The sequence below is a fragment of the Streptomyces sp. NPDC050636 genome (genome assembly GCF_040654775.1).
Taxonomy (GTDB): Bacteria; Actinomycetota; Actinomycetes; order Streptomycetales; family Streptomycetaceae; genus Streptomyces.
In genome coordinates this window covers 33,096-55,357 of record NZ_JBFAIP010000034.1, presented here as the reverse complement: position 1 = coordinate 55,357, position 22,262 = coordinate 33,096, and the positions used below count along the sequence as shown (strand labels likewise).

Below are 22,262 nucleotides of genomic sequence, written 5' to 3'. Positions count from 1 at the left end.
GCTCTCAGCAACGGCCGCACCCCGCTGATGGCGGGCAACTGGAAGATGAACCTCAACCACCTTGAGGCCATCGCGCACGTCCAGAAGCTCGCCTTCGCGCTCAATGACAAGGACTACGAGGCCGTAGAGGTCGCGGTGCTGCCGCCCTTCACCGACCTGCGGTCGGTGCAGACGCTGGTCGACGGCGACAACCTCAAGATCAAGTACGGCGCCCAGGACATCTCGGCGCAGGACTCCGGTGCCTTCACCGGTGAGATCTCCGGTTCGATGCTCGCCAAGCTCAAGTGCACCTACGTGGCCATCGGGCACAGCGAGCGCCGCCAGTACCACGGCGAGGACGAAGAGATCTGCAACGCCAAGGTCAAGGCCGCCTTCAAGCACGGCCTGACCCCGATCCTGTGCGTCGGCGAGGGCCTGGACATCCGCAAGGCGGGCAACCAGGTCTCGCACACCCTCGCCCAGGTCGACGGCGGTCTGAAGGACATCCCGGCCGAGCAGGCCGAGACCATCGTGATCGCGTACGAGCCGGTGTGGGCCATCGGCACCGGCGAGGTCGCCACGCCCGAGGACGCGCAGGAGGTCTGCGGTGCCATCCGCGGCCGCCTCGCCGAGCTGTACAGCCAGGAGCTGGCCGACAAGGTCCGCATCCAGTACGGCGGCTCGGTCAAGTCCGGAAACGTCGCGGCGATCATGGCGCAGCCGGACGTCGACGGCGCCCTGATCGGCGGCGCGGCGCTGGACGCGGACGAGTTCGTGAAGATCGTCCGCTTCCGCGACCAGTAGCAACTATGACGACGGGCCCGGCCCGTCGTACCCTGTCGGGGCCGGGTGAGGCGTTCGGTGCGCCGCCCGGCCCCGCACCATTTGATCTCCATCAGAACATCGGTACGTTCCGTCCGTCAGTCCTAGAGAGTTGGTCCAGCCGTGGTCATCGGGTTCTCGATCGCCCTCATCGTCTTCAGCCTGCTGCTGATGATGCTGGTGCTCATGCACAAGGGGAAGGGCGGCGGCCTGTCCGACATGTTCGGTGGCGGTATGCAGTCCTCGGTCGGTGGCTCCTCGGTCGCCGAGCGCAACCTCGACCGCATCACGATTGTGATCGGTCTGCTGTGGTTCGCCTGCATTGTCGCCCTCGGCATTCTCATGAAGCTCGGCAACTGACATAGCGTCGGAGGCGCGGCCTATCATGGGGCGGCGTCCTTGAACGGGTAACTCCTGTCACTGGACGCGCGTTGGGCCTTACGTAGACTGGGGCGCCCGCAGCGCAGCTGCTGTGGAGCCCGCAGCGCAGCTGATGTCAGAGGCTGAGCGGCACCATTACGCAGGGAGTTACGACCGTGGCAAGTGGCAACGCGATCCGAGGAAGTCGGGTCGGGGCGGGGCCGATGGGGGAGGCCGAGCGCGGCGAGTCCGCGCCGCGCATCCGCATCTCCTTCTGGTGCTCCAACGGGCACGAGACACAGCCCAGCTTCGCCGGCGATGCGCAGGTTCCGGACACCTGGGACTGCCCACGCTGTGGATTCCCGGCCGGCAAGGACCGGGACAGCCCGCCGGACCCGCCGCGCACCGAGCCGTACAAGACCCACCTCGCCTACGTCCGGGAGCGCCGCAGCGACGCCGACGGTGAGGCGATCCTCGCGGAGGCGCTCGCGAAGCTCCGCGGCGAGATCTGACGGAACAGCAGACGTACCGGCCGGCCCGGCCGGAGGGGACACACCACCCTCCGGCCGGGCCGTTGGTGTGTGGATGCCGGAAATGACCGGCGGTATCCGGGGGTTGTGCCGAGACGGTGAGCCTCGGGTGCGCCACCCGTCAGGGCGCGCCGTCCCGACACCCGTACGTAAGTCCTCCGACAGCGGACAGACACCTTGAACCGCGCCCTGATCAATTAGGTTGGGGGAGGCGGGGCCGGTACGAGACAGAGAAGGCTGATGTCCGAGATGAACGCAGATGGCCGCAGCAGGCTCGACCAGAGGCCTGAGTGGACCGCGCTGAGCAAGCACCGGGAGCAGTTGGGGGAGGTGCATCTGCGCGAGCTGTTCGACGGGGATCCCGGCCGTGCCGAGCGCTACGCCCTTCAGGTCGGTGATCTGCACCTGGACTACTCCAAGCACCTGGTCACCGACGACACACTGCGGCTGCTGCGCGAGCTGGCCGCGGCTGCGGGAGTGGGCGAACTGCGGGACGCGATGTTCCGCGGCGCCAAGATCAATATCACCGAGAACCGCGCCGTGCTGCACACCGCACTGCGCGCGCCCGGCTCCGCGGTCGTCGAGGTGGACCGCGAGAACGTCGTCCCGGGCGTGCACGCCGTGCTCACCAAGATGGCGACCTTCTCCGAGCGCGTGCGCTCCGGCGGCTGGAAGGGCCACACCGGCCGCCGTATCAAGACGGTCGTCAACATCGGCATCGGCGGCTCCGACCTGGGCCCGGCGATGGCGTACGAGGCGCTGCGCGCCTACACCCACCGGGACATGCAGTTCCGCTTCGTCTCCAACGTGGACGGCGCCGATCTGCACGAGGCCGTGCGCGACCTGGACCCGGCCGAGACGCTGTTCATCATCGCCTCGAAGACCTTCACCACCATCGAGACGATCACCAACGCCACCTCGGCCCGGGACTGGCTGCTGACCGGTCTGCGCGCCGGGGAGGAGGCCGTTGCCAAGCACTTCGTGGCGCTGTCGACCAATGCCGAGAAGGTGGCGGAGTTCGGCATCGACCCGACCAACATGTTCGAGTTCTGGGACTGGGTCGGCGGCCGCTACTCCTTCGACTCCGCGATCGGCCTGTCGCTGATGATCGCGATCGGCCAGGAGCGGTTCCGCGAGATGCTGGCCGGTTTCCATCTCGTCGACGAGCACTTCCGCACCGCCCCGCCGGAGGAGAACGTCCCGCTGCTGCTGGGCCTGCTCGGCATCTGGTACGGCAACTTCTGGGACGCCCAGTCGCACGCGGTGCTGCCGTACAGCCACTACCTCTCCAAGTTCACCGCCTATCTGCAGCAGCTGGACATGGAGTCCAACGGCAAGTCCGTGGACCGCGACGGACATCAGGTCGGCTGGCAGACGGGCCCGGTCGTGTGGGGAACGCCCGGCACGAACGGCCAGCACGCCTACTACCAGCTGCTCCACCAGGGCACGAAGATGATCCCGGTCGACTTCATCGGCTTCGCCCGGCCGGTCGACGATCTCCCGCCCGGTCTGGTCGCCCAGCACGACCTGCTGATGGCCAATCTCTTCGCGCAGGGCCAGGCGCTGGCGTTCGGCAAGACACCCGACGAGGTACGTGCCGAGGGCGTGGCGGAGGAGCTGGTGCCGCACAAGACGTTCAAGGGCAACCACCCCACCACCACGATCCTGGCCGAGGAGCTCAGCCCGTCCGTGCTGGGCCAGTTGATCGCGCTGTACGAGCACAAGGTGTTCGTCCAGGGCGCCGTCTGGAACATCGACTCCTTCGACCAGTGGGGCGTGGAGCTGGGCAAGGTGCTCGCCAAGCGCGTCGAGCCCGCGCTGACCGAGGGAGCCGAGGTGGCGGGCCTGGACGCTTCCACGGCCGGCCTGGTCGCCAAGTACCGCGAGCTACGGGGGCGTTGAGCGGGCGCGCCACGGCGCCCGGATGAACGACAGCGGCCCCGCCCGCCGGGAGGAGGGCGGGGCCGCCGGTTGTCCGTGCGCCTACGGCGAAGCCGGCGGATACATGTCCCGCGGCAGCCGGGAGGCCGCTGCCTCGTCCAGCAGCCACAGTGTCCGGCTGCGGCCCCGGGCGCCCGCCGCCGGGGCCTGGATCTCGCCGGCGCCGGAGAGTGCCATGGCCACGGCGTTCGCCTTGTCCTCGCCGGCCGCCAGCAGCCAGACCTCCCGTGCCGCGCGGATCGCGGGCAGGGTCAGCGAGACACGGGTGGGCGGCGGCTTGGGCGCGCCGTGCACACCGACCACCGTCCGCTCGGTCTCCCGTACGCCGGGCAGCTCGGGGAAGAGCGAGGCGACATGGGTGTCCGGGCCGACGCCCAGGAGGAGGACGTCGAAGGAGGGCACCGGACCGTGGTCCTCGGGGCCCGCCGCGGCGGCCAGCTCGATGGCGTACGCCTCGGCGGCGAGGTCCGCGTTGTTGCCGTACGGGCCGCCCGCGGGGGCCATGGGGTGCACCCGGGCCGGGTTCAGCGGGACGCTGTCCAGCAGCACCTCGCGGGCCTGGGTGTAGTTGCGTTCCGGGTCGCCGTCCGGCAGGAACCGCTCGTCGCCCCACCACAGGTCGAGGCACGACCAGTCCACCGCGTCCCGGGCCGGCGCCTGGGCGAGGGCCGCGAGCAGCCCGTTGCCGTTGCGCCCGCCGGTCAGGACCACGGAGGCGGAGCCGCGGGCGGCCTGGGCGTCCACGATCTTGGTGATCAGCCGGGCCGCCGCGGCCTGTGCCATCAGCTCCTTGTCGTGGTGGACGACAACCTGCGGAGCGGTCACTTGGCGGTCGCCTTCTTCGTGGAGGCCTTCTTCGCCGCGGGCTTCGCCGGGGCGCTCGGGTCGGCCGCAGACGTCTCCGCGGAGCTCGCCGCGGGCTGCTCGGACAGCTCACCGAGCCGGTCCACGCCGAACTTCAGCGCGGAGGCGTAGATGTCGTCCGGGTCGAGCCGGCGCAGCTCCTCGGCGAGCAGCTCGGAGGTCTCCCGCCGCTTGAGCGCCACCGCACGGTCCGGCTGGCCGCGCATGGAGAGCGTGGCGAGCGAGCCATCCGGGCGGTCCAGCACGATCGCGCCGCCGCTGGACTCCATCCGCACGGCCGTCAGACCGGGGCCGGCCGACACCGTGCGCCTGACCGGGACGTTCAGCCGGCTGGCGAGCCACATGGCGAGCAGCTCGCAGCTGGGGTTGAACTCCTCACCCTCGACCTCGGCCGAGGTGACCGTGCACGGCGCCTGGTCCAGCGCCGCCGCGAGCATCGAGCGCCACGGGGTGATGCGGGTCCAGGACAGGTCCGTGTCGCCGGGGCTGTAGTTCTCGGCGCGCCCGGACAGTTCCTGGACGGGCTGCTCGGCGGCGTAGGCGTCGGTGACACGGCGCTGGGCCAGTGCACCGAGCGGGTCGTTCGCCGGGTCCTGGGGGGCGTCCGCGGCCCACCAGACCACGACCGGGGCGTCCGGCAGCAGCAGCGGCAGCACCACGGACTGGGCGTGGTCGATCGCCTCGCCGTACAGCCGCAGCACGACCGTCTCACCGGTGCCGGCGTCCGCGCCGACGCGTACCTCGGCGTCCAGGCGGGCCTTGGCGCGGTCGCGCGGCGACCGGCTGACCCGCTTGATGACGACGAGGGTGCGCGAGGGGTGCTCGCGGGAGGCCTCGTTGGCCGCCCGCAGCGCGTCGTAGGCGTTCTCCTCGTCGGTGACGATGACGAGGGTGAGGACCATGCCGACGGCGGGGGTGCCGATGGCGCGACGGCCCTGGACCAGCGCTTTGTTGATCTTGCTGGCTGTGGTTTCCGTCAGATCGATCTTCATGGCCGACGCCAGCTCCGTCCGTCTCGTGCGAGCATTTCGTCCGCCTCTATGGGGCCCCAGGTGCCCGCCGGGTACTGCGCGGGCTTGCCGTTCTTGTCCCAGAACTCCTCGATCGGGTCGAGAATCCGCCAGGACTGCTCGACCTCCTCCAGGCGGGGGAAGAGGTTGGCGTCGCCGAGCAGGACGTCCAGGATCAGCCGCTCGTACGCCTCGGGGCTGGACTCGGTGAAGGACTCGCCGTAGGCGAAGTCCATCGATACGTCCCGCACCTCCATCGACGTGCCCGGCACCTTGGAGCCGAACCGCACGGTCACGCCCTCGTCCGGCTGCACCCGGATGACCAGGGCGTTCTGCCCCAGCTCCTCGGTGGCGGTGTGGTCGAAGGGGGAGTGCGGGGCGCGCTGGAAGACCACCGCGATCTCGGTGACGCGACGGCCCAGGCGCTTGCCGGTCCGCAGGTAGAAGGGGACGCCCGCCCAGCGGCGGTTGTCGATGGTCAGCTTGATCGCGGCGTAGGTGTCGGTCTTCGACTTGGGGTCGATGCCGTCTTCCTGGAGGTAGCCGACGGCCTTCTCGCCGCCCTGCCAGCCGGCCGCGTACTGCGCGCGCACCGTCTCCTTGCCCAGGTCGGCGGGCAGCCGGACGGCGCCCAGCACCTTGGTCTTCTCCGCGACCAGTGCGTCCGCGTCGAAGGAGGCGGGCTCCTCCATCGCGGTCAGCGCGAGCAGCTGGAGGAGGTGGTTCTGGATGACGTCACGCGCGGCGCCGATGCCGTCGTAGTAGCCGGCCCGGCCGCCGATGCCGATGTCCTCGGCCATCGTGATCTGTACGTGGTCGACATAGCTGCGGTTCCAGAGCGGCTCGAACATCGTGTTGGCGAACCGCAGCGCCATGATGTTCTGGACCGTCTCCTTGCCCAGGTAGTGGTCGATCCGGAAGACCTCGTTGGGCGGGAAGACCTCGTGGACGATCCGGTTGAGCTCCTGCGCGCTCTCCAGGTTGTGCCCGAAAGGCTTCTCGATGACCGCGCGGCGCCAGGAGTCCTCCTTCTGGTCGGCCAGCCCGTGCTTCTTCAGCTGCTGGACGACCTTGGGGAAGAACTTCGGCGGCACGGACAGGTAGAAGGCGAAGTTGCCGCCGGTGCCCTGCGCCTTGTCGAGCTCGTTGATGGTGTCCTTGAGCTGCTCGAAGGCGTCATCGTCGTCGAAGTTGCCCTGGACGAAGCGGCAGCCCTGCACCAGCTGCTGCCAGACCTCCTCGCGGAACGGCGTCCGCGCATGCTCCTTGACCGCTTCGTAGACCTCCTGCGCGAAGTCCTCGTGCTCCCACTCGCGGCGCGCGAACCCGATGAGCGAGAAGCCCGGCGGGAGCAGGCCGCGGTTGGCCAGGTCGTAGACGGCAGGCATCAGCTTTTTACGGGACAAATCGCCCGTGACGCCAAAGATGACCAGGCCCGACGGCCCCGCGATACGCGGGAGCCGTCGGTCTGCGGCGTCACGAAGCGGGTTAGCTCCGTGTGAACCAGACAAGGTTGGTCAGCCCTCCGAAGGGGTGAGGCGCTTCAGCTCCGCCTCGGTCGACTTGAGCAGGTCGTTCCAGGACGCCTCGAACTTGTCGACGCCCTCTTCCTCCAGGAGCTGCACGACGTCGTCGTACGAGATCCCCAGCGCGGCGATGGCGTCCAGGTCGGCCTGGGCCGCGGCGTACGTGCCGCGCACGGTGTCGCCCGTGATCTGGCCGTGGTCGGCGGTGGCCTGCAGGGTGGCCTCCGGCATGGTGTTGACCGTGCCCGGGGCGACCAGCTCGTCGACGTACAGCGTGTCCTTGTAGGCCGGGTCCTTGACGCCGGTCGAGGCCCACAGCGGACGCTGCTTGTTGGCGTTGGCACGGTCCAGGGCGGCCCAGCGCTCGGAGGAGAAGACCTCCTCGTACGCCTGGAAGGCCAGCCGGGCGTTGGCCAGCGCGGCCTTGCCCTTGAGGGCCTTGGCCTCGTCCGTGTCCAGCTTCTCCAGACGCTTGTCGATCTCGCTGTCCACACGGGACACGAAGAACGACGCCACCGAGTGGATCTCGGACAGGTCCAGGCCCGCGGCCTTGGCCTTCTCCAGGCCCGCGAGGTAGGCGTCCATGACCTCGCGGTAGCGCTCCAGCGAGAAGATCAGCGTGACGTTGACGCTGATGCCCTTGCCGATGACCTCGGTGATCGCCGGCAGGCCGGCCTTGGTCGCCGGGATCTTGATGAGGGTGTTGGGCCGGTCCACCAGCCAGGCGAGCTGCTTGGCCTCGGCGATCGTCGGCGCGGTGTGGTGCGCCAGACGCGGGTCGACCTCGATGGAGACCCGGCCGTCCTGGCCGCCGGTCGCGTCGAAGACCGGCCGCAGGATGTCGGCGGCGTCGCGCACATCCGCCGTCGTGATCATGCGGATGGCTTCCTCGACGGTGACCTTGCGGGCGGCCAGGTCGGCGACCTGCTGGTCGTAGCCGTGGCCGTCCGAGATCGCCTTCTGGAAGATCGACGGGTTGGTGGTGACGCCGACGACGTGCTGCTGGTCGATCAGCTCGGCGAGGTTGCCGGACGTGATGCGCTGGCGCGAAAGATCGTCCAGCCAGATCGCGACGCCTTCGTCGGAGAGGCGCTTGAGTGCGTCTGTCATGGGTTCTGCATCTCCTACTTGTCGTATACGGGCGTCAGCGCTGGGCGGCTTCCATCGATTCCCGGGCGGCGGCCGCGACCGCGTCGGCGGTGAAGCCGAACTCGCGGAACAGGACCTTGGCATCGGCCGAGGCACCGAAGTGCTCCAGGGACACGATGCGCCCGGCGTCACCGACGAAGCGGTGCCAGGTCAGACCGATGCCGGCTTCGACGGCGACACGGGCCTTGACGGACGGAGGGAGAACGCTGTCGCGGTATGCCTGGTCCTGCTCGTCGAACCACTCGACCGACGGCATGGACACCACCCGGGTCGCGATACCCGCGGCCTGCAGCTGCTCGCGCGCCTCGACGGCGAGCTGCACCTCGGAGCCGGTGCCGATCAGGACGACCTGCGGCTCGCCACCATCGGCCTCGAAGAGGACGTATCCACCCTTGGCCGCATCCTCGTTGCGCTCGTACGTCGGCACGCCCTGACGGGTCAGTGCGAGGCCGTGCGGGGCGCCCACGCCGAACTTCTTCGTGTAGCGCTTGAGGATCTCGCGCCAGGCGATGGCGGTCTCGTTGGCGTCGGCCGGGCGCACGATGTTCAGGCCCGGGATGGCGCGCAGCGAGGCGAGGTGCTCGACCGGCTGGTGGGTCGGGCCGTCCTCGCCCAGACCGATGGAGTCGTGCGTCCACACGTACGTCACCGGCAGGTGCATCAGCGCGGACAGCCGGACCGCGTTGCGCATGTAGTCGGAGAACACCAGGAAGGTGCCGCCGAAGATGCGGGTGTTGCCGTGCAGCGCGATGCCGTTCATCTCCGCGGCCATGGAGTGCTCGCGGATGCCGTAGTGGATCGTGCGGCCGTACGGGTCGGCGCCCGGCAGCGGGTTGCCCTTCGGCAGGAACGACGACGTCTTGTCGATCGTGGTGTTGTTGGAGCCCGCGAGGTCGGCGGAGCCGCCCCACAGCTCGGGGATGACCGCGCCGAGCGCCTGGAGCACCTTGCCGGACGCGGCACGGGTGGCCACGGCCTTGCCGGTCTCGAACGCCGGGAGGTGGTCCTGCCAGCCCTCGGGCAGCTCGCCGGCGGCGATCCGGTCGAACTCGGCGGCGCGCTCCGGGTTGGCGGTCCGCCATGCGGCGAACGACTTCTCCCATTCCTTCTTGGCGTCGCGGCCGCGGTCCAGGGCGGCGCGGGTGTGCGCCAGGACCTCGTCTGCGACCTCGAAGGACTGCTCCGGGTCGAAGCCCAGCACGCGCTTGGTGGCGGCGACTTCGTCGTCACCGAGCGCCGAGCCGTGCGCGGCCTCGGTGTTCTGGGCGTTCGGGGCCGGCCAGGCGATGATCGAGCGGGCCGCGATGAACGAGGGGCGCTCGGTCTCGGCCTTGGCGGCCTCCAGGGCCTTGGCCAGACCGGCCGGGTCCAGGTCGCCGTTGGACAGCTGCTCGACCCGCTGGACGTGCCAGCCGTAGGCCTCGTAGCGCTTGAGGGTGTCCTCGGAGACCGCGGTCTCCGTGTCGCCCTCGATCGAGATGTGGTTGTCGTCCCACAGCAGGACGAGGTTGCCGAGCTTCTGGTGGCCCGCGAGCGAGGACGCCTCGGCGGCGATGCCCTCCTGGAGGCAGCCGTCGCCGGCGATGACCCAGATGGTGTGGTCGAACGGCGAGGTGCCCGGCGCCGCCTGCGGGTCGAACAGACCGCGCTCGTAGCGGGCGGCCATGGCCATGCCCACGGCGTTGGCGACACCCTGGCCCAGCGGGCCGGTGGTGGTCTCCACGCCGGTGGTGTGGCCGTACTCCGGGTGGCCCGGGGTCTTCGAGCCCCAGGTACGGAAGGCCTTGAGGTCGTCCAGCTCCAGGCCGTAGCCGGCCAGGTAGAGCTGGATGTAGAGGGTCAGGCTGGAGTGGCCGGCGGAGAGCACGAACCGGTCGCGGCCGGTCCAGTCGGCGTCCGCGGGGTCGTGCCGCATCAGCTTCTGGAAGAGAAGGTAGGCGGCCGGCGCCAGGCTCATGGCCGTACCCGGATGGCCGTTACCGACCTTCTGCACGGAATCCATGGCCAGGACGCGGGCGGTATCAACGGCCCGCCGGTCCAGTTCGGTCCAGTCGAGATCTGTGGTGGTCGGCTTGGTGCTCACCCTGAGTCAGGGCTCCTCTCCACATGTCGAATGCCGGGGACGGTATGCCGCCAGGCGGTGTCGAGCCTACCCCCGCAAGTGCGTGCGTCTTTTCGACGCTCAGTCGATGTTTGCGACGCTCAGTCGGTGCTCATTTGCGCCGGGGCTTGTCGCTTTGCGCAACCGCATCGGCACGCCGGGCCGGTACTCCCGTCCCGGATGCGCCTGCCCATACGACCAGACTGCCGGGCGGGGGGAGCGTTCGCCTCTTGAACCAGGGTCGGACGATCGGGGGGTGGTGTTCTCCTGCGCTCTCGCCGCGCCCTGGCCAGCCGCTCAACACGACCTGACCCCCGCGAAGATCGCTCTCTGGCCAACGTCTAAAGTGGCGTGGTACGCGCAAGCATTTACCGGGTCTTCACGATCGCGGGGGAGCTTGCTGGCCTTATCTCTGCGGCAGAAGTCGCTGATGTTACTTCCAGGGGTGTGCGTGACGGCCGTCGAATCCCGTCCTGCGGGGGCGCTCTCTCAGGTCCCCGGGAGTCCCGGCAAGCGGCCGTTGGGCCCCCGCGTCAAAGCGTTCGTGGCCCTGACCAAGCCGCGGGTCATCGAATTGCTGCTGATGACCACGGTGCCGGTGATGTTCCTGGCGGCCAAGGGTGTTCCCGATCTGTGGCTGGTGCTCGCAACCTGCATCGGCGGATATCTCTCCGCCGGCGGCGCGGGCGCCTTCAATATGTACATCGACCGCGACATCGACGCCCTGATGGACCGCACTTCCCAGCGGCCGCTGGTCACCGGCATCGTCTCGCCGCGCGAATGCCTGGTCTTCGCGACCACTCTCGCGGTGGGCTCCACGGCCTGGTTCTGGTTCCTCGTCAACCCGCTGTCCGCGATGCTGTCGCTCGGGGCGCTCCTTTTCTACGTCGTCGTTTACACGATGATCCTGAAGCGGCGCACCGCGCAGAACATCGTCTGGGGCGGAATCGCGGGCTGTATGCCGGTCTTCATCGGCTGGTCCTCGGTGACGAATTCGGTCTCCTGGGCCGCCGTGATCCTGTTCCTTGTCATCTTCTTCTGGACGCCGCCGCATTACTGGCCGCTGTCGATGAAGGTCAAGGACGACTATGAGCGCGTCGGCGTGCCGATGCTGCCGGTCATCGCGGGCAACAAAGCCGTGGCGCGCCAGATCGTCGCCTACAGCTGGGTGATGGTCGCCGTCTCGCTGCTGCTCCAGCCGCTGGGATACACCGGCTGGTTCTACACCGTGGTCGCCCTCGCGTGCGGCGCCTTCTGGCTCAAGGAGGCGCACGGCCTGCAGGCCCGCGCCAAGGCCGGGATCACTGGCGCCAAGCTCAAGGAGATGCGGCTGTTCCACTGGTCCATCACCTATGTGTCGCTGCTGTTCGTCGCCGTCGCGGTGGACCCGTTCCTGCACTGAGACCGCCCGTTTCCCGGTGCGGGTGCCGCCCGCCGGAATTGCCTCTTCCTCGGTTGATTACCGGCGGGTAGCATGCTGTCCATGGCAGACACCCAGCAGGCGGACGAGCAGGTGGAGACGGCGGCCGGCGCCAAGGCCGGCAAGCGGGGCGGCAAGCGCACCGCCAAGCTCGCCAAGGAGATCCGCGCCTTCGCCGCGTCGCACGGCGGCAGCGCCGAAGGCCAGCTCGCGCACATCGGCCGCGGCCGCACCCGTATCGCCCTCGTCGGCGCCAACGGCGAGTGGGGCAACCTCGTCGCGGACAGCTTCAGCTCCGCCAAGGACGCCGCCGCACAGGCCGGCATCACGCTCCAGGACGACTTCGACGGCGATCTCGCCGCCAAGGTCCGTACCGGCCGCTACGAGTGGTCCCGGATGGCCGGCATACAGGTGGGCGGCCCGGCCAACCTCTAGACGAGTAAGTCTTATATCCCTTCGTCCATCCCTTCGTCCGCCCGTGGGGCGGCGAGCCAGAAGGGACGCAGGACTCACCCGTCCGGACCCGTCCAGGCGCCGCCGGATGCGCGACCGGCGCACTGCTCCGGCTCGCGCGCCCGTCTCCGCCCGATACCTGACCACCTCCTCGTCCGTTAAGCCCATCAGGGGCGGCGCTTCGGCTGCGCCCGGTGGGCTCTCGGCGAGGAGGAGCGGATGGACGGACTTCCACCGCTCATCGATCAGTACAGCCATGGTGCGGTGCACGGCGAGCTCGGCCTCGGATCCTTCGAGACCCACCTTGCCGCCGCGACCGGCGCGCACGGCCCGGCCCCCGCGGGCACCAGCTACTTCGACAGTTGGACCGGCCTCGCGATACGCCGCTGGTGCCCCCCGCTGCTCGGCCTGGAGCCGCACTGCCCGCCCGCCCGCTATCTGGCCCGCAGGCGCGAGGTCGGGGCGTATCAGGCCGGGCGTCTGCTGCTCCGCGGTGCCGGCATCGGCACCTTCCTGCTGGAGGCCGGCACCCCCAGCGATCTGACCTCGACCGCCGAACTGGCCACCGCCGCCGAGGCCCGCGCCCACGAGGTGGTGCGGCTCGAACCGCTCGCCGAGCAGGTCGCCGACACCTCCGGCAGCGTCGACTCCTTCATCGGCTACACCGCGGAGGCCGTGTACGCCGCGGCCCAGAACGCCACCGCCTTCGCCTCCGGCGCCACGTACTGCGACGGGCACGCCCCCGAAGCCGGCGAGGTGCGGCGCGCCGCGGACCGCTGGCTGCGTCATCGCCGCCAGGGGGAGCGGCTCGGAGAGCCCGCGCTGGTGCGGCATCTGCTGTGGAGCGCGGTGGCCACGGGACTGCCGGTGCAGCTGCATAGCCCCGACCCGCAGCCGCTGGCCGGCTTCCTGCGGGCCACCACCGGCATCGGGTCGGATCTGGTGCTGCTGCCCGGAGTGCCGCACCACCGCCGGGCCGCGCAGCTCGCCGCGGCACATGCCCACGTCTACACGGACGCCGGACCCTGCCCCGAGGAGACGCTCAGCCAGGCGCCGTTCGGCAAGCTGCTGTTCTCCTCGGGCGCACGCGGGCTGCCGGAGCTCTATGTGACCGGCGCGCGCTTCTTCCTACGCGCCATGCGGCGGGTCCTGCGGGAATGGACCGACGAGGGTCTGTGCGCCGCCGCGGACGGGCGGCGCATCACCGAGATGATCGGGTCGGGGACCGCGCGCCGGGTCTACCGGCTGGAGGCCGAGGTGGCGGCCGCCGGCTGAGATTCCAGGGACTCGTGGTCCTGGGCGGGCGCCGGCACGGCCGGGACCGGACCGCGCTCGCGCAGCGCGAGGACGACCCGTAGTACGGCGATCCACATGAGGGCCGAGCCGAACATGTGCAGTCCGATGACGAGCGCCGGAAGCCCCATGAAGTACTGGGTGTAGCCGATGGCGCCCTGGGCGAGGAGGCAGCCGAAGAGTTCGAGCACGGCGCGGCGCGGCGCGGCCGGAGCCTTGACGGCGCGCAGTGTGAACCACAGGGCGACGGTCAGGCCGACGACGACATAGACGAAGTCGACATGGAGCTGGGTGATCTCCTGCCAGTTCAGCGGGATGCGGTGGACCTTCTTGGCATCGCCCGCGTGCGGCCCGCTGCCGGTGACGAGCGTCCCGGCCAGGGTCAGTGCACCGGTCGCCGCCACCAGCAGCCAGGCCAGCTGGCGCACCGGGCGGGCGACCACGTCGCGCGGCTCCTCGTCCCCTTCGGTCGCGCGCCGCCAGGCCACCACGGAGACCGTGAGCAGGACCGTGGCGAGCAGGAAGTGCGAGCTGACGATGTACGGGTTCAGGCCGGTGAGAACCGTGATGCCGCCGACGACGGCATTGCCCATGACGAGCCAGAACTGCACCCAGCCGAGCCGGGTCAGCGAGCGCCGACGGGGTTCGCGGGCGCGCGCCGCGATGATGAACAGGCCGACGAAGGCGCACAGCACATAGGTCAGCATGCGATTGCTGAACTCGATCAGGCCGTTGATGCCCATCTCGGCGGTCGGCGTGAGGCTGTCGGGGGTGCACCTGGGCCAGGTCGAGCAGCCCAGACCGGACTGCGTCAGCCGCACCGCCCCGCCGGTGACGACGACGATCACGGCCATGACGACGGTGGCGAGCGCCGCCCGTCGCACAAAGGCCACGGACGGCTGCCAGCGGCGGGCGATCAGCTCAAGGGGATTCAGCGTGTTCGGCACGGGTGCCATCGTAGGCGGCGCCTTGTGCAAACTTTCACGAGGGGGGCGTATCGCTACGGAACCGCCCGAGCCGTTCGTCGTACGCCCTGGTCACCGCCCCGTGGGTGCTACTCCCAGCGGAAGAACCTCGCCGCTGCGCCGAGCCCGAGAACAGCCCATACGGCGAGGATGCCGAGGTCGGCCCACGGCACCCCCGCGCCGTGCTGAAGGACGTCCCGCAGGCCGTCCGACAGGGCGGAGACGGGCAGGAGCTGGAGTACCTGCTGTGCCGCGTCCGGGAACTTGTCCAGCGGGACGATGACGCCGCCGCCGACGAGAAGGAGCAGGAAGACGAGGTTGGCCGCGGCCAGTGTCGCCTCGGCCTTCAGCGTCCCGGCCATCAGCAGGCCGAGACCGGAGAACGCGGCCGTGCCCAGGATGAGCAGCAGGACGACGGAGACCACGCCGGTGGAGAACGTGGCGCCCTGAGGGGACCAGCCGAGCGCGAAGGCGATGGCCGTCAGCAGGACGATCTGCAGGATCTCGGTGACCAGCACCGAGCAGGTCTTGGCGGTCATCAGCGCCCAGCGGGGGAGCGGTGAGGCGCCGAGCCGCTTGAGGACTCCGTACCGCCGCTCGAAGCCGGTCGCGATGGCCTGCCCGGTGAAGGCCGTGGACATGACGGCCAGCGCGAGGATGCCCGGCGTCAGGAAGTCCACCGGCTTCCCCGTCCCCGTGTCGACGATGTCGACGGTGGAGAACAGCACCAGGAGGAGCGTCGGAATGATGACCGTCAGCAGCAGCTGTTCGCCGTTGCGCAGCAGCATCCTGGTCTCCAGGGCTGCCTGTGCACGGATCATCCGGGGCAGCGGGGCCGCACCGGGACGCGGCGTGAAGGTGCCGTTGGTTCCGGTGGTTCCCATGGTTCCCGTGGTGGTACCGGTCTCGGTCATGCGCGCAGCTCCTTACCGGTGAGCTCCAGGAAGACGTCCTCCAGGGTGTGCCGCTCCACGGCTATCGCGTTGGGCAGCACGCCGTTCTGCGCACACCAGGAGGCGACGGTGGCGAGGAGTTGCGGGTCGACCTTGCCCTGGACGCGGTAGGTGCCGGGAGTGAGCTCGGTGGCGACGCTGTCCGCGGGCAGGGCCTTGAGGAGCGATGCGACGTCGAGGCCCGGCCGGCCGGTGAAGCGCAGGGTGTTCTCCGCGCCGCCCCGGCACAGCTCGTCCGGGCTGCCCTGGGCGATCACCCGGCCGCCCTCGATGATCGCGACATCATCGGCGAGCTGCTCGGCCTCGTCCATGAAGTGGGTGGTCAGCACGATGCTGACGCCGTCCTGCCGCAGCTCCCGAACGAGATCCCAGGTGGCGTGCCGGGCCTGCGGGTCGAGGCCGGCCGTCGGCTCGTCGAGGAAGACCAGCTCGGGGCGGCCGACGACGGCCATGGCCAGGGCGAGCCGCTGCTGCTGGCCGCCGGACAGCCGCCGGTAGGGCGTCCGGCCGCAGCCGCCCAGCCCCAGACGGTCGATGAGGATGTCCACATCGACGGGGTGGGCGTGCAGGGTGGCGGTGTGCCGCAGCATTTCCTCCGCTTTGGCGCCCGGGTAGACGCCGCCGGACTGCAGCATCACGCCGATCCGGGGCCGCAGCGCGGCGGCGTCGGCGACCGGGTCCAGGCCCAGGACGCGGACGGCGCCGTCATCCGGACGGCGGTAGCCCTCGCAGATTTCGACGGTGGTGGTCTTGCCGGCTCCGTTGGGGCCGAGTACGGCGGTCACGGCGCCGCGCGCGACGGTGAGGTCGAGCCCGTCCACTGCGGTCTTCGCCCCGTATCGCTTGACCAGGCCGACGACCTCGACGGCAGGCTCGGTACACATGGCGGGCAGTCTACGGAGGGCGGCCGGGGGCTGGTGGCGGGGCCCCGGAGGACGGCGGGAAATTAGGTGACCCTAAGTGATCGAGACCACCAGTCCGTGATGTGGACGAGGGTTGAATCGCCCTGAGGAATTACGCAACAATGACGTTGTGAAAAACGCGAGCGAGGATCGGAAGGGACCCGCGGTCGAGCCGACCGCCGGGCCCGCTGCCTCCGCGCGCGAGCGAGCCGCCCACCAAGCCCCGTCGCCCCACGACGAGCAGCACGGCACCCGCAATCGCGTCGCCCGCTCCATTCTCGACCACGGTCCGTCCACCGCGGCCGAGCTCGCCCTCCGCCTGGAGCTCACCCAGGCCGCCGTCCGCCGCCATCTGGACGCGCTGGCCGCGGAGGGTGTCGTGGAGCCCCGCGAGAAGCGGATCTACGGAGCGCGTGGCCGCGGCCGCCCCGCCAAGGCCTTCGCTCTCACCGACTGCGGCCGGGACGCCTTCGACCAGTCCTACGACCAGCTGGCCTCCGACGCGCTGCGCTGGATCGCGCAGACCGCGGGCGGCGGCGAGATGGGCGAGGCGGCGGTCGCCGCGTTCGCCCGTGCGCGGCTGGCCGCGCAGGCCGAGGGCTACCGTGAGGCGGTCGAGGCCGCCGAGCCGGAGGCCCGCACCCAGGCCCTTGCCGAGGCGTTGACCGCGGACGGGTACGCTGCTACGGCGCGCAGCGCGCCCAATTCCCAGCTCGGTGAACAGCTCTGCCAGCACCACTGCCCGGTCGCCCATGTCGCCGAGCAGTACCCGCAGCTGTGCGAGGCGGAGACCGAGGTCTTCTCCCGTCTGCTGGGGACCCACGTACAGCGTCTCGCCACCATCGCCCATGGGGACGGGGTGTGCACGACCTTCATCCCGAAGGCCGGCAAAACCGCTCACAGCACCACTGGGCGGATGACCAAGACCACCACAGAATCTGCAAGCACGGCCGGGAGGAACCCCGCATGACGCTCCCCACGGAGACTGCTCACCCCGAGCTCGAGGGCCTGGGCAAGTACGAATACGGCTGGGCCGACTCCGACGTGGCCGGCGCCTCCGCGAAGCGCGGTCTTTCCGAGGCGGTCGTTCGCGACATCTCGGCCAAGAAGAACGAGCCGGAGTGGATGCTCAAGCTCCGTCTCAAGGGTCTGAGGCTGTTCGACAAGAAGCCCATGCCGAACTGGGGCTCCGACCTGTCGGGCATCGACTTCGACAACATCAAGTACTTCGTCCGCTCCACCGAGCAGCAGGCCGCCTCCTGGGAGGACCTGCCCGAGGACATCAAGAACACCTACGACAAGCTCGGCATCCCGGAGGCGGAGAAGCAGCGTCTGGTCGCCGGTGTCGCCGCGCAGTACGAGTCCGAGGTCGTCTACCACCAGATCCGTGAGGACCTGGAGGAGCAGGGCGTCATCTTCCTGGACACCGACACCGCGCTGAAGGAGCACCCGGAGCTCTTCCAGGAGTACTTCGGCACGGTCATCCCGGTCGGCGACAACAAGTTCGCGTCGCTGAACACCGCCGTGTGGTCCGGTGGCTCGTTCATCTACGTCCCCAAGGGTGTCCACGTGGACATCCCGCTCCAGGCCTACTTCCGGATCAACACCGAGAACATGGGCCAGTTCGAGCGGACGCTGATCATCGTCGACGAGGACGCCTACGTCCACTACGTCGAGGGCTGCACGGCCCCGATCTACAAGTCGGACTCGCTGCACTCCGCCGTCGTCGAGATCATCGTGAAGAAGGGCGGCCGCTGCCGCTACACGACCATCCAGAACTGGTCGAACAACGTCTACAACCTGGTCACCAAGCGCGCCGTCGCCTACGAGGGCGCGACCATGGAGTGGGTCGACGGCAACCTCGGCTCCAAGGTGACCATGAAGTACCCGGCGGTCTACCTGATGGGCGAGCACGCCAAGGGCGAGACCCTGTCCATCGCCTTCGCCGGCGAGGGCCAGCACCAGGACGCCGGCTCCAAGATGGTCCACATGGCGCCGAACACCTCCTCCAACATCGTCTCCAAGTCGGTGGCGCGAGGCGGCGGCCGTACCTCCTACCGCGGTCTGGTCGAGATCGGCGAGGGCGCCGCGGGCTCCAAGTCCAACGTGCTGTGTGACGCCCTGCTGGTGGACACCATCTCCCGTTCGGACACCTACCCGTACGTCGACGTCCGCGAGGACGACGTCTCCATGGGCCACGAGGCGACCGTTTCCAAGGTCAGCGAGGACCAGCTCTTCTACCTGATGGCCCGCGGCCTGACGGAGTTCGAGGCCATGGCGATGATCGTGCGCGGCTTTGTCGAGCCGATCGCCCGTGAGCTTCCGATGGAGTACGCGCTGGAGCTGAACCGGCTGATCGAGCTGCAGATGGAAGGCGCGGTCGGCTGACGCCCGGCCCCCAGCAGCGACCGACTCCCTGAACGCAGAAAGCGAGCACGACGACAGCCATGGCTGAGGCTCAGAACATCCCGGCGGGTTCCACGACCACCGGCTCCATCGCGGTGGCCGCGGAGTCCACCGTCGCCACCCGGATGAGCGCCCCGCCGTCCTACGATGTGGCGGACTTCCCGGTGCCGCACGGCCGCGAGGAGGAGTGGCGCTTCACGCCCCTCGCGCGTCTGCGGGGCCTGCACGACGGCAGCGCCGTCGCGGGCGGTGCCGACCTGAAGATCGACATCACCGCGCCCGAGGGCGTCACCCACGAGCTCGTGGGCCGCGAGGACGCGCGCGTCGGCAAGGCCGGCAAGCCCGTGGACCGCGTCGCCGCGCAGGCGTACAGCTCCTTCGAGAAGGCCTCGGTCGTCTCGGTCCCCAAGGAGACCGTGCTCCCCGAGCCGATCCGGATCACCGTGCACGGCGAGGGCGGCACCGCCTTCGGCCACCAGGTCATCGAGCTGGGCGCGTTCGCCGAGGCGGTCGTCGTCATCGACCACACCGGTGACGCGGTGCTCGCCGCCAACGTCGACTACCTCCTCGGCGACGGCGCCAAGCTGACCGTCGTCTCCGTCCAGGACTGGGACGACAAGGCCGTCCACGTCGGCCAGCACAACGCCCTCGTCGGCCGGGACGCCACCTTCAAGTCCGTGGTCGTCACCTTCGGCGGCGACCTGGTCCGTCTCCACCCGCGCGTCACCTACGCGGGCCCCGGCGGCGAGGCCGAGCTCTACGGCCTGTACTTCACCGAAGAGGGCCAGCACCAGGAGCACCGCCTCTTCGTCGACCACGAGGCGTCCAACTGCCGCTCCAACGTGGTCTACAAGGGCGCGCTGCAGGGCCAGGACGCCCACGCGGTATGGATCGGCGACGTCCTGATCCAGGCGTCCGCCACCGGCACGGACACCTACGAGCTCAACCGCAACCTCGTCCTCACCGATGGCGCGCGGGTCGACTCGGTCCCCAACCTGGAGATCGAGACCGGCGAGATCGTCGGCGCCGGGCACGCCTCGGCGACCGGCCGATTCGACGACGAGCAGCTGTTCTACCTGATGGCCCGCGGCATTCCCGCCGACGATGCGCGCCGTCTGGTCGTCCGCGGCTTCTTCGCCGAGCTCGTCCAGCAGATCGGTCTCCCGGACGTCGAAGAGCGTCTGATGAGCAAGATCGAGGCCGAGCTGGAAGCGTCCGCGGCATGACGTACGTACGCGTAGCGGCGCTCAGCGAGCTGGAGGAGGACACCCCCAAGAGGGTGGAACTCGACGGCACGCCGATCTCCCTTGTCCGCACGGAGGGCGAGGTGTTCGCGATCAACGACATCTGCTCGCATGCGAATGTCTCCCTCTCGGAGGGCGAGGTCGAGGACTGCTCGATCGAGTGCTGGCTGCACGGATCGAGCTTCGACCTGCGCACCGGCAAGCCGTCCGGCCTTCCCGCGACACGCCCCGTCCCCGTATACCCCGTCAAGATCGAAGGAGACGGCCCAGACGCATCTGTGCTCGTCTCCGTCACCCAGGAGTCCTGAGTTCCCCATGGCAACGCTTGAGATCCACGACCTGCACGTCTCCGTCGACGCCGAGAACGGCCCGCGCGAGATCCTGAAGGGCGTCGACCTGACCGTGAAGCAGGGCGAGACGCACGCCATCATGGGCCCCAACGGCTCCGGCAAGTCGACCCTCGCCTACTCCCTGGCCGGTCACCCCAAGTACACCGTCACCGGCGGCACCGTCACCCTCGACGGCGAGGACGTCCTGGAGATGTCCGTCGACGAGCGCGCCCGGGCCGGCGTCTTCCTCGCCATGCAGTACCCGGTCGAGGTGCCTGGCGTCTCCGTCTCCAACTTCCTGCGCACCTCCGCCACCGCGATCCGCGGCGAGGCCCCCAAGCTGCGGCTGTGGGTCAAGGAGGTCAAGGAGGCCATGGAGCGCCTGAGCATGGACCCCGCCTTCGCCGAGCGCAACGTCAACGAGGGCTTCTCCGGCGGTGAGAAGAAGCGCCACGAGATCCTTCAGCTGGAGCTGCTCAAGCCGGCCATCGCGATCCTCGACGAGACCGACTCCGGCCTCGACGTCGACGCGCTGCGCACCGTCTCCGAGGGCGTCAACCGCGTCCGCGAGACCGGCCAGGTCGGCACCCTGCTGATCACCCACTACACGCGCATCCTGCGCTACATCAAGCCCGACCAGGTCCACGTGTTCGCGAACGGCCGTATCGCCGAGTCCGGTGGCGCCGAGCTCGCCGACAAGCTGGAGGCCGAGGGCTACGAGGCTTACACGAAGGGTGGCGCTACCGCGTGACGACACTGCCGGGCCTCCTGGACACAGAGGCGATCCGTAAGGACTTCCCCCTTCTGGATCGCGTGGTCCACGACGGGAAGAAGATCGTGTATCTGGACAACGCGGCGACTTCGCAGAAGCCGCGCCAGGTCCTCGATGCGCTGAACGCCTATTACGAGCGCTACAACGCCAACGTCCACCGCGGCGTGCATGTGCTCGCCGAGGAGGCCACGGCGCTGTACGAAGGCGCCCGCGACAAGGTCGCCGCCTTCATCAACGCGCCGAGCCGCGACGAGGTGATCTTCACCAAGAACGCCTCCGAGTCGCTCAACCTCGTGGCGAACATGCTCGGCTGGGCCGATGAGCCCTACCGGGTGGACCGCGAGACCGAGATCGTCATCACGGAGATGGAGCACCACTCCAACATCGTTCCGTGGCAGCTGCTGTCGCAGCGCACCGGCGCGAAGCTGAAGTGGTTCGGGCTGACCGACGACGGCCGGCTCGACCTCTCCAACATCGACGAGATCATCACGGACAAGACCAAGATCGTCTCGTTCACCCTGGTCTCCAACCTGCTGGGCACCATCAACCCGGTCGAGGCGATCATCCGGCGCGCCCAGGAAGTCGGCGCGCTGGTCTGCATCGACGCTTCGCAGGCCGCCCCGCACATGGTGCTGGACGTGCAGGCGCTGCAGGCCGACTTCGTGGCCTTCACCGGCCACAAGATGTGCGGCCCGACCGGCATCGGCGTCCTGTGGGGCCGCCAGGAACTGCTGGAGGACCTGCCTCCGTTCCTCGGCGGCGGCGAGATGATCGAGACGGTGTCCATGCACTCCTCGACCTACGCGCCCGCCCCGCACAAGTTCGAGGCCGGTACGCCCCCGATCGCCCAGGCCGTCGGCCTCGGCGCGGCCGTGGACTACCTCTCCGCGATCGGCATGGACAACATCGCCGCGCATGAGCACGCCATCACCGAGTACGCCGTCAAGCGGCTGCTGGAGGTCCCTGACCTGCGCATCATCGGCCCGAGCACGGCCGAGGACCGCGGCGCGACGATCTCCTTCACGCTCGGCGACATCCACCCGCACGACGTCGGCCAGGTGCTGGACGAGCAGGGCATCGCGGTCCGGGTGGGCCACCACTGCGCGCGGCCGGTCTGCCTGCGGTACGGAATTCCTGCGACCACGCGGGCGTCGTTCTATCTGTACTCCACGCCCGCCGAGGTCGACGCCTTGGTCGAGGGCCTGGAGCACGTCCGCAACTTCTTCGGATGAGGACGAGGACT

Annotated in this window: 21 protein-coding genes; 13 read left to right on the top strand and 8 right to left on the bottom strand. The window is 69.5% G+C overall.

Annotated features, from left to right (window positions below; all coding sequences use genetic code 11):
- The first annotated feature begins 27 nt into the window (after positions 1 to 27).
- The 4 genes from tpiA (at position 28) to pgi (ending at position 3,593) form a co-directional block, all read left to right on the top strand.
- Positions 28 to 783 (top strand): triose-phosphate isomerase, encoded by a 756-nt coding sequence (gene tpiA, locus AB0I10_RS23560; protein ID WP_363154554.1) that lies wholly within the window; start codon positions 28 to 30, stop codon positions 781 to 783.
- Between the two features lie 141 nt (positions 784 to 924).
- The gene (gene secG / locus AB0I10_RS23555; RefSeq protein ID WP_363154538.1) at positions 925 to 1,161 is read left to right on the top strand and encodes a preprotein translocase subunit SecG; all 237 of its coding nucleotides are present in this window, start codon (positions 925 to 927) and stop codon (positions 1,159 to 1,161) included.
- Positions 1,162 to 1,337: 176 nt separating this feature from the next.
- Positions 1,338 to 1,673, top strand: coding sequence for an RNA polymerase-binding protein RbpA (locus AB0I10_RS23550; protein WP_016578660.1), 336 nt, complete (start codon positions 1,338 to 1,340; stop codon positions 1,671 to 1,673).
- Positions 1,674 to 1,940: 267 nt separating this feature from the next.
- Positions 1,941 to 3,593, top strand: coding sequence for a glucose-6-phosphate isomerase (gene pgi / locus AB0I10_RS23545; RefSeq protein ID WP_363154553.1), 1,653 nt, complete (start codon positions 1,941 to 1,943; stop codon positions 3,591 to 3,593).
- A gap of 81 nt (positions 3,594 to 3,674) precedes the next feature.
- On the opposite strand, the gene pgl is transcribed toward pgi, so the two are convergent.
- Genes pgl through tkt form a run of 5 tightly spaced genes read right to left on the bottom strand, consistent with a single transcriptional unit; the run spans position 3,675 to position 10,264 of the window.
- Positions 3,675 to 4,457 (bottom strand): 6-phosphogluconolactonase, encoded by a 783-nt coding sequence (gene pgl, locus AB0I10_RS23540; protein ID WP_363154537.1) that lies wholly within the window; start codon positions 4,455 to 4,457, stop codon positions 3,675 to 3,677.
- Positions 4,454 to 5,488 carry a glucose-6-phosphate dehydrogenase assembly protein OpcA gene (gene opcA / locus AB0I10_RS23535; protein WP_363154536.1) on the bottom strand — a complete coding sequence of 345 codons (1,035 nt, stop codon included), beginning with the start codon at positions 5,486 to 5,488 and terminating at the stop codon, positions 4,454 to 4,456. The genes pgl and opcA overlap by 4 nt, the downstream gene beginning before the upstream one ends.
- Positions 5,485 to 7,017, bottom strand: coding sequence for a glucose-6-phosphate dehydrogenase (gene zwf / locus AB0I10_RS23530; RefSeq protein WP_363154535.1), 1,533 nt, complete (start codon positions 7,015 to 7,017; stop codon positions 5,485 to 5,487). Before zwf ends, opcA begins: the two co-directional genes overlap by 4 nt.
- A gap of 6 nt (positions 7,018 to 7,023) precedes the next feature.
- Complete coding sequence (gene tal, locus AB0I10_RS23525; RefSeq protein WP_363154534.1) at positions 7,024 to 8,142, bottom strand: transaldolase; 1,119 nt, start codon at positions 8,140 to 8,142, stop codon at positions 7,024 to 7,026.
- Between the two features lie 34 nt (positions 8,143 to 8,176).
- Positions 8,177 to 10,264, bottom strand: a complete 2,088-nt coding sequence (tkt, locus tag AB0I10_RS23520; RefSeq protein ID WP_363154532.1) for a transketolase — start codon at positions 10,262 to 10,264, stop codon at positions 8,177 to 8,179.
- A 469-nt stretch (positions 10,265 to 10,733) separates the two neighbouring features.
- Between tkt and AB0I10_RS23515 the strand changes: the two genes are divergently transcribed.
- The 3 genes from AB0I10_RS23515 (at position 10,734) to AB0I10_RS23505 (ending at position 13,430) form a co-directional block, all read left to right on the top strand.
- A complete protein-coding gene (locus AB0I10_RS23515; RefSeq protein ID WP_363154531.1) occupies positions 10,734 to 11,684 on the top strand; it encodes a heme o synthase in 951 nt (316 codons plus the stop codon).
- Positions 11,685 to 11,756: 72 nt separating this feature from the next.
- The gene (locus AB0I10_RS23510) at positions 11,757 to 12,137 is read left to right on the top strand and encodes a hypothetical protein (RefSeq protein WP_363154530.1); all 381 of its coding nucleotides are present in this window, start codon (positions 11,757 to 11,759) and stop codon (positions 12,135 to 12,137) included.
- 237 nt (positions 12,138 to 12,374) lie between these two features.
- Positions 12,375 to 13,430 (top strand): amidohydrolase, encoded by a 1,056-nt coding sequence (locus tag AB0I10_RS23505; RefSeq protein WP_363154529.1) that lies wholly within the window; start codon positions 12,375 to 12,377, stop codon positions 13,428 to 13,430.
- Here AB0I10_RS23505 and AB0I10_RS23500 read toward each other — a convergent pair.
- From AB0I10_RS23500 to AB0I10_RS23490, 3 genes are all read right to left on the bottom strand, one after another.
- Positions 13,394 to 14,395, bottom strand: coding sequence for a COX15/CtaA family protein (locus AB0I10_RS23500; protein ID WP_363154528.1), 1,002 nt, complete (start codon positions 14,393 to 14,395; stop codon positions 13,394 to 13,396). The genes AB0I10_RS23505 and AB0I10_RS23500 overlap by 37 nt on opposite strands.
- A gap of 107 nt (positions 14,396 to 14,502) precedes the next feature.
- Positions 14,503 to 15,297, bottom strand: a complete 795-nt coding sequence (locus AB0I10_RS23495; RefSeq protein ID WP_363154552.1) for an ABC transporter permease — start codon at positions 15,295 to 15,297, stop codon at positions 14,503 to 14,505.
- A gap of 26 nt (positions 15,298 to 15,323) precedes the next feature.
- Positions 15,324 to 16,250, bottom strand: coding sequence for an ABC transporter ATP-binding protein (locus AB0I10_RS23490; RefSeq protein WP_363154527.1), 927 nt, complete (start codon positions 16,248 to 16,250; stop codon positions 15,324 to 15,326).
- A 148-nt stretch (positions 16,251 to 16,398) separates the two neighbouring features.
- Here AB0I10_RS23490 and AB0I10_RS23485 point away from each other — a divergent pair, with 148 nt between their 5' ends.
- From AB0I10_RS23485 to AB0I10_RS23460, 6 genes are read left to right on the top strand one after another with little or no spacing between them, the layout of a single operon-like run.
- The gene (locus AB0I10_RS23485; protein WP_363154525.1) at positions 16,399 to 17,238 is read left to right on the top strand and encodes an ArsR family transcriptional regulator; all 840 of its coding nucleotides are present in this window, start codon (positions 16,399 to 16,401) and stop codon (positions 17,236 to 17,238) included.
- A complete protein-coding gene (gene sufB, locus AB0I10_RS23480) occupies positions 17,235 to 18,656 on the top strand; it encodes a Fe-S cluster assembly protein SufB (RefSeq protein WP_363154524.1) in 1,422 nt (473 codons plus the stop codon). The genes AB0I10_RS23485 and sufB overlap by 4 nt, the downstream gene beginning before the upstream one ends.
- 59 nt (positions 18,657 to 18,715) lie before the next feature.
- A complete protein-coding gene (gene sufD, locus AB0I10_RS23475) occupies positions 18,716 to 19,900 on the top strand; it encodes a Fe-S cluster assembly protein SufD (protein ID WP_363154523.1) in 1,185 nt (394 codons plus the stop codon).
- Positions 19,897 to 20,226, top strand: a complete 330-nt coding sequence (locus AB0I10_RS23470) for a non-heme iron oxygenase ferredoxin subunit (RefSeq protein WP_363154522.1) — start codon at positions 19,897 to 19,899, stop codon at positions 20,224 to 20,226. Before sufD ends, AB0I10_RS23470 begins: the two co-directional genes overlap by 4 nt.
- 7 nt (positions 20,227 to 20,233) lie before the next feature.
- The gene (sufC, locus tag AB0I10_RS23465) at positions 20,234 to 20,998 is read left to right on the top strand and encodes a Fe-S cluster assembly ATPase SufC (protein WP_363154521.1); all 765 of its coding nucleotides are present in this window, start codon (positions 20,234 to 20,236) and stop codon (positions 20,996 to 20,998) included.
- Positions 20,995 to 22,251, top strand: coding sequence for a cysteine desulfurase (locus AB0I10_RS23460; RefSeq protein ID WP_363154520.1), 1,257 nt, complete (start codon positions 20,995 to 20,997; stop codon positions 22,249 to 22,251). Before sufC ends, AB0I10_RS23460 begins: the two co-directional genes overlap by 4 nt.
- Positions 22,252 to 22,262: the final 11 nt, after the last annotated feature.

Excerpts from the sequence above, each read along its gene's own strand:
- tpiA (WP_363154554.1), top strand. The coding sequence starts at position 28 with ATGGCGGGCAACTGGAAGATGAACCTCAACCACCTTGAGGCCATCGCG.
- pgi (WP_363154553.1), top strand. The coding sequence starts at position 1,941 with ATGAACGCAGATGGCCGCAGCAGGCTCGACCAGAGGCCTGAGTGGACC.
- opcA (WP_363154536.1), bottom strand. The coding sequence starts at position 5,488 with ATGAAGATCGATCTGACGGAAACCACAGCCAGCAAGATCAACAAAGCG.
- tal (WP_363154534.1), bottom strand. The coding sequence starts at position 8,142 with ATGACAGACGCACTCAAGCGCCTCTCCGACGAAGGCGTCGCGATCTGG.
- AB0I10_RS23510 (WP_363154530.1), top strand. The coding sequence starts at position 11,757 with ATGCTGTCCATGGCAGACACCCAGCAGGCGGACGAGCAGGTGGAGACG.
- AB0I10_RS23505 (WP_363154529.1), top strand. The coding sequence starts at position 12,375 with ATGGACGGACTTCCACCGCTCATCGATCAGTACAGCCATGGTGCGGTG.
- AB0I10_RS23495 (WP_363154552.1), bottom strand. The coding sequence starts at position 15,297 with ATGGGAACCACCGGAACCAACGGCACCTTCACGCCGCGTCCCGGTGCG.
- AB0I10_RS23490 (WP_363154527.1), bottom strand. The coding sequence starts at position 16,250 with ATGTGTACCGAGCCTGCCGTCGAGGTCGTCGGCCTGGTCAAGCGATAC.
- sufB (WP_363154524.1), top strand. The coding sequence starts at position 17,235 with ATGACGCTCCCCACGGAGACTGCTCACCCCGAGCTCGAGGGCCTGGGC.
- sufD (WP_363154523.1), top strand. The coding sequence starts at position 18,716 with ATGGCTGAGGCTCAGAACATCCCGGCGGGTTCCACGACCACCGGCTCC.
- AB0I10_RS23470 (WP_363154522.1), top strand. The coding sequence starts at position 19,897 with ATGACGTACGTACGCGTAGCGGCGCTCAGCGAGCTGGAGGAGGACACC.
- sufC (WP_363154521.1), top strand. The coding sequence starts at position 20,234 with ATGGCAACGCTTGAGATCCACGACCTGCACGTCTCCGTCGACGCCGAG.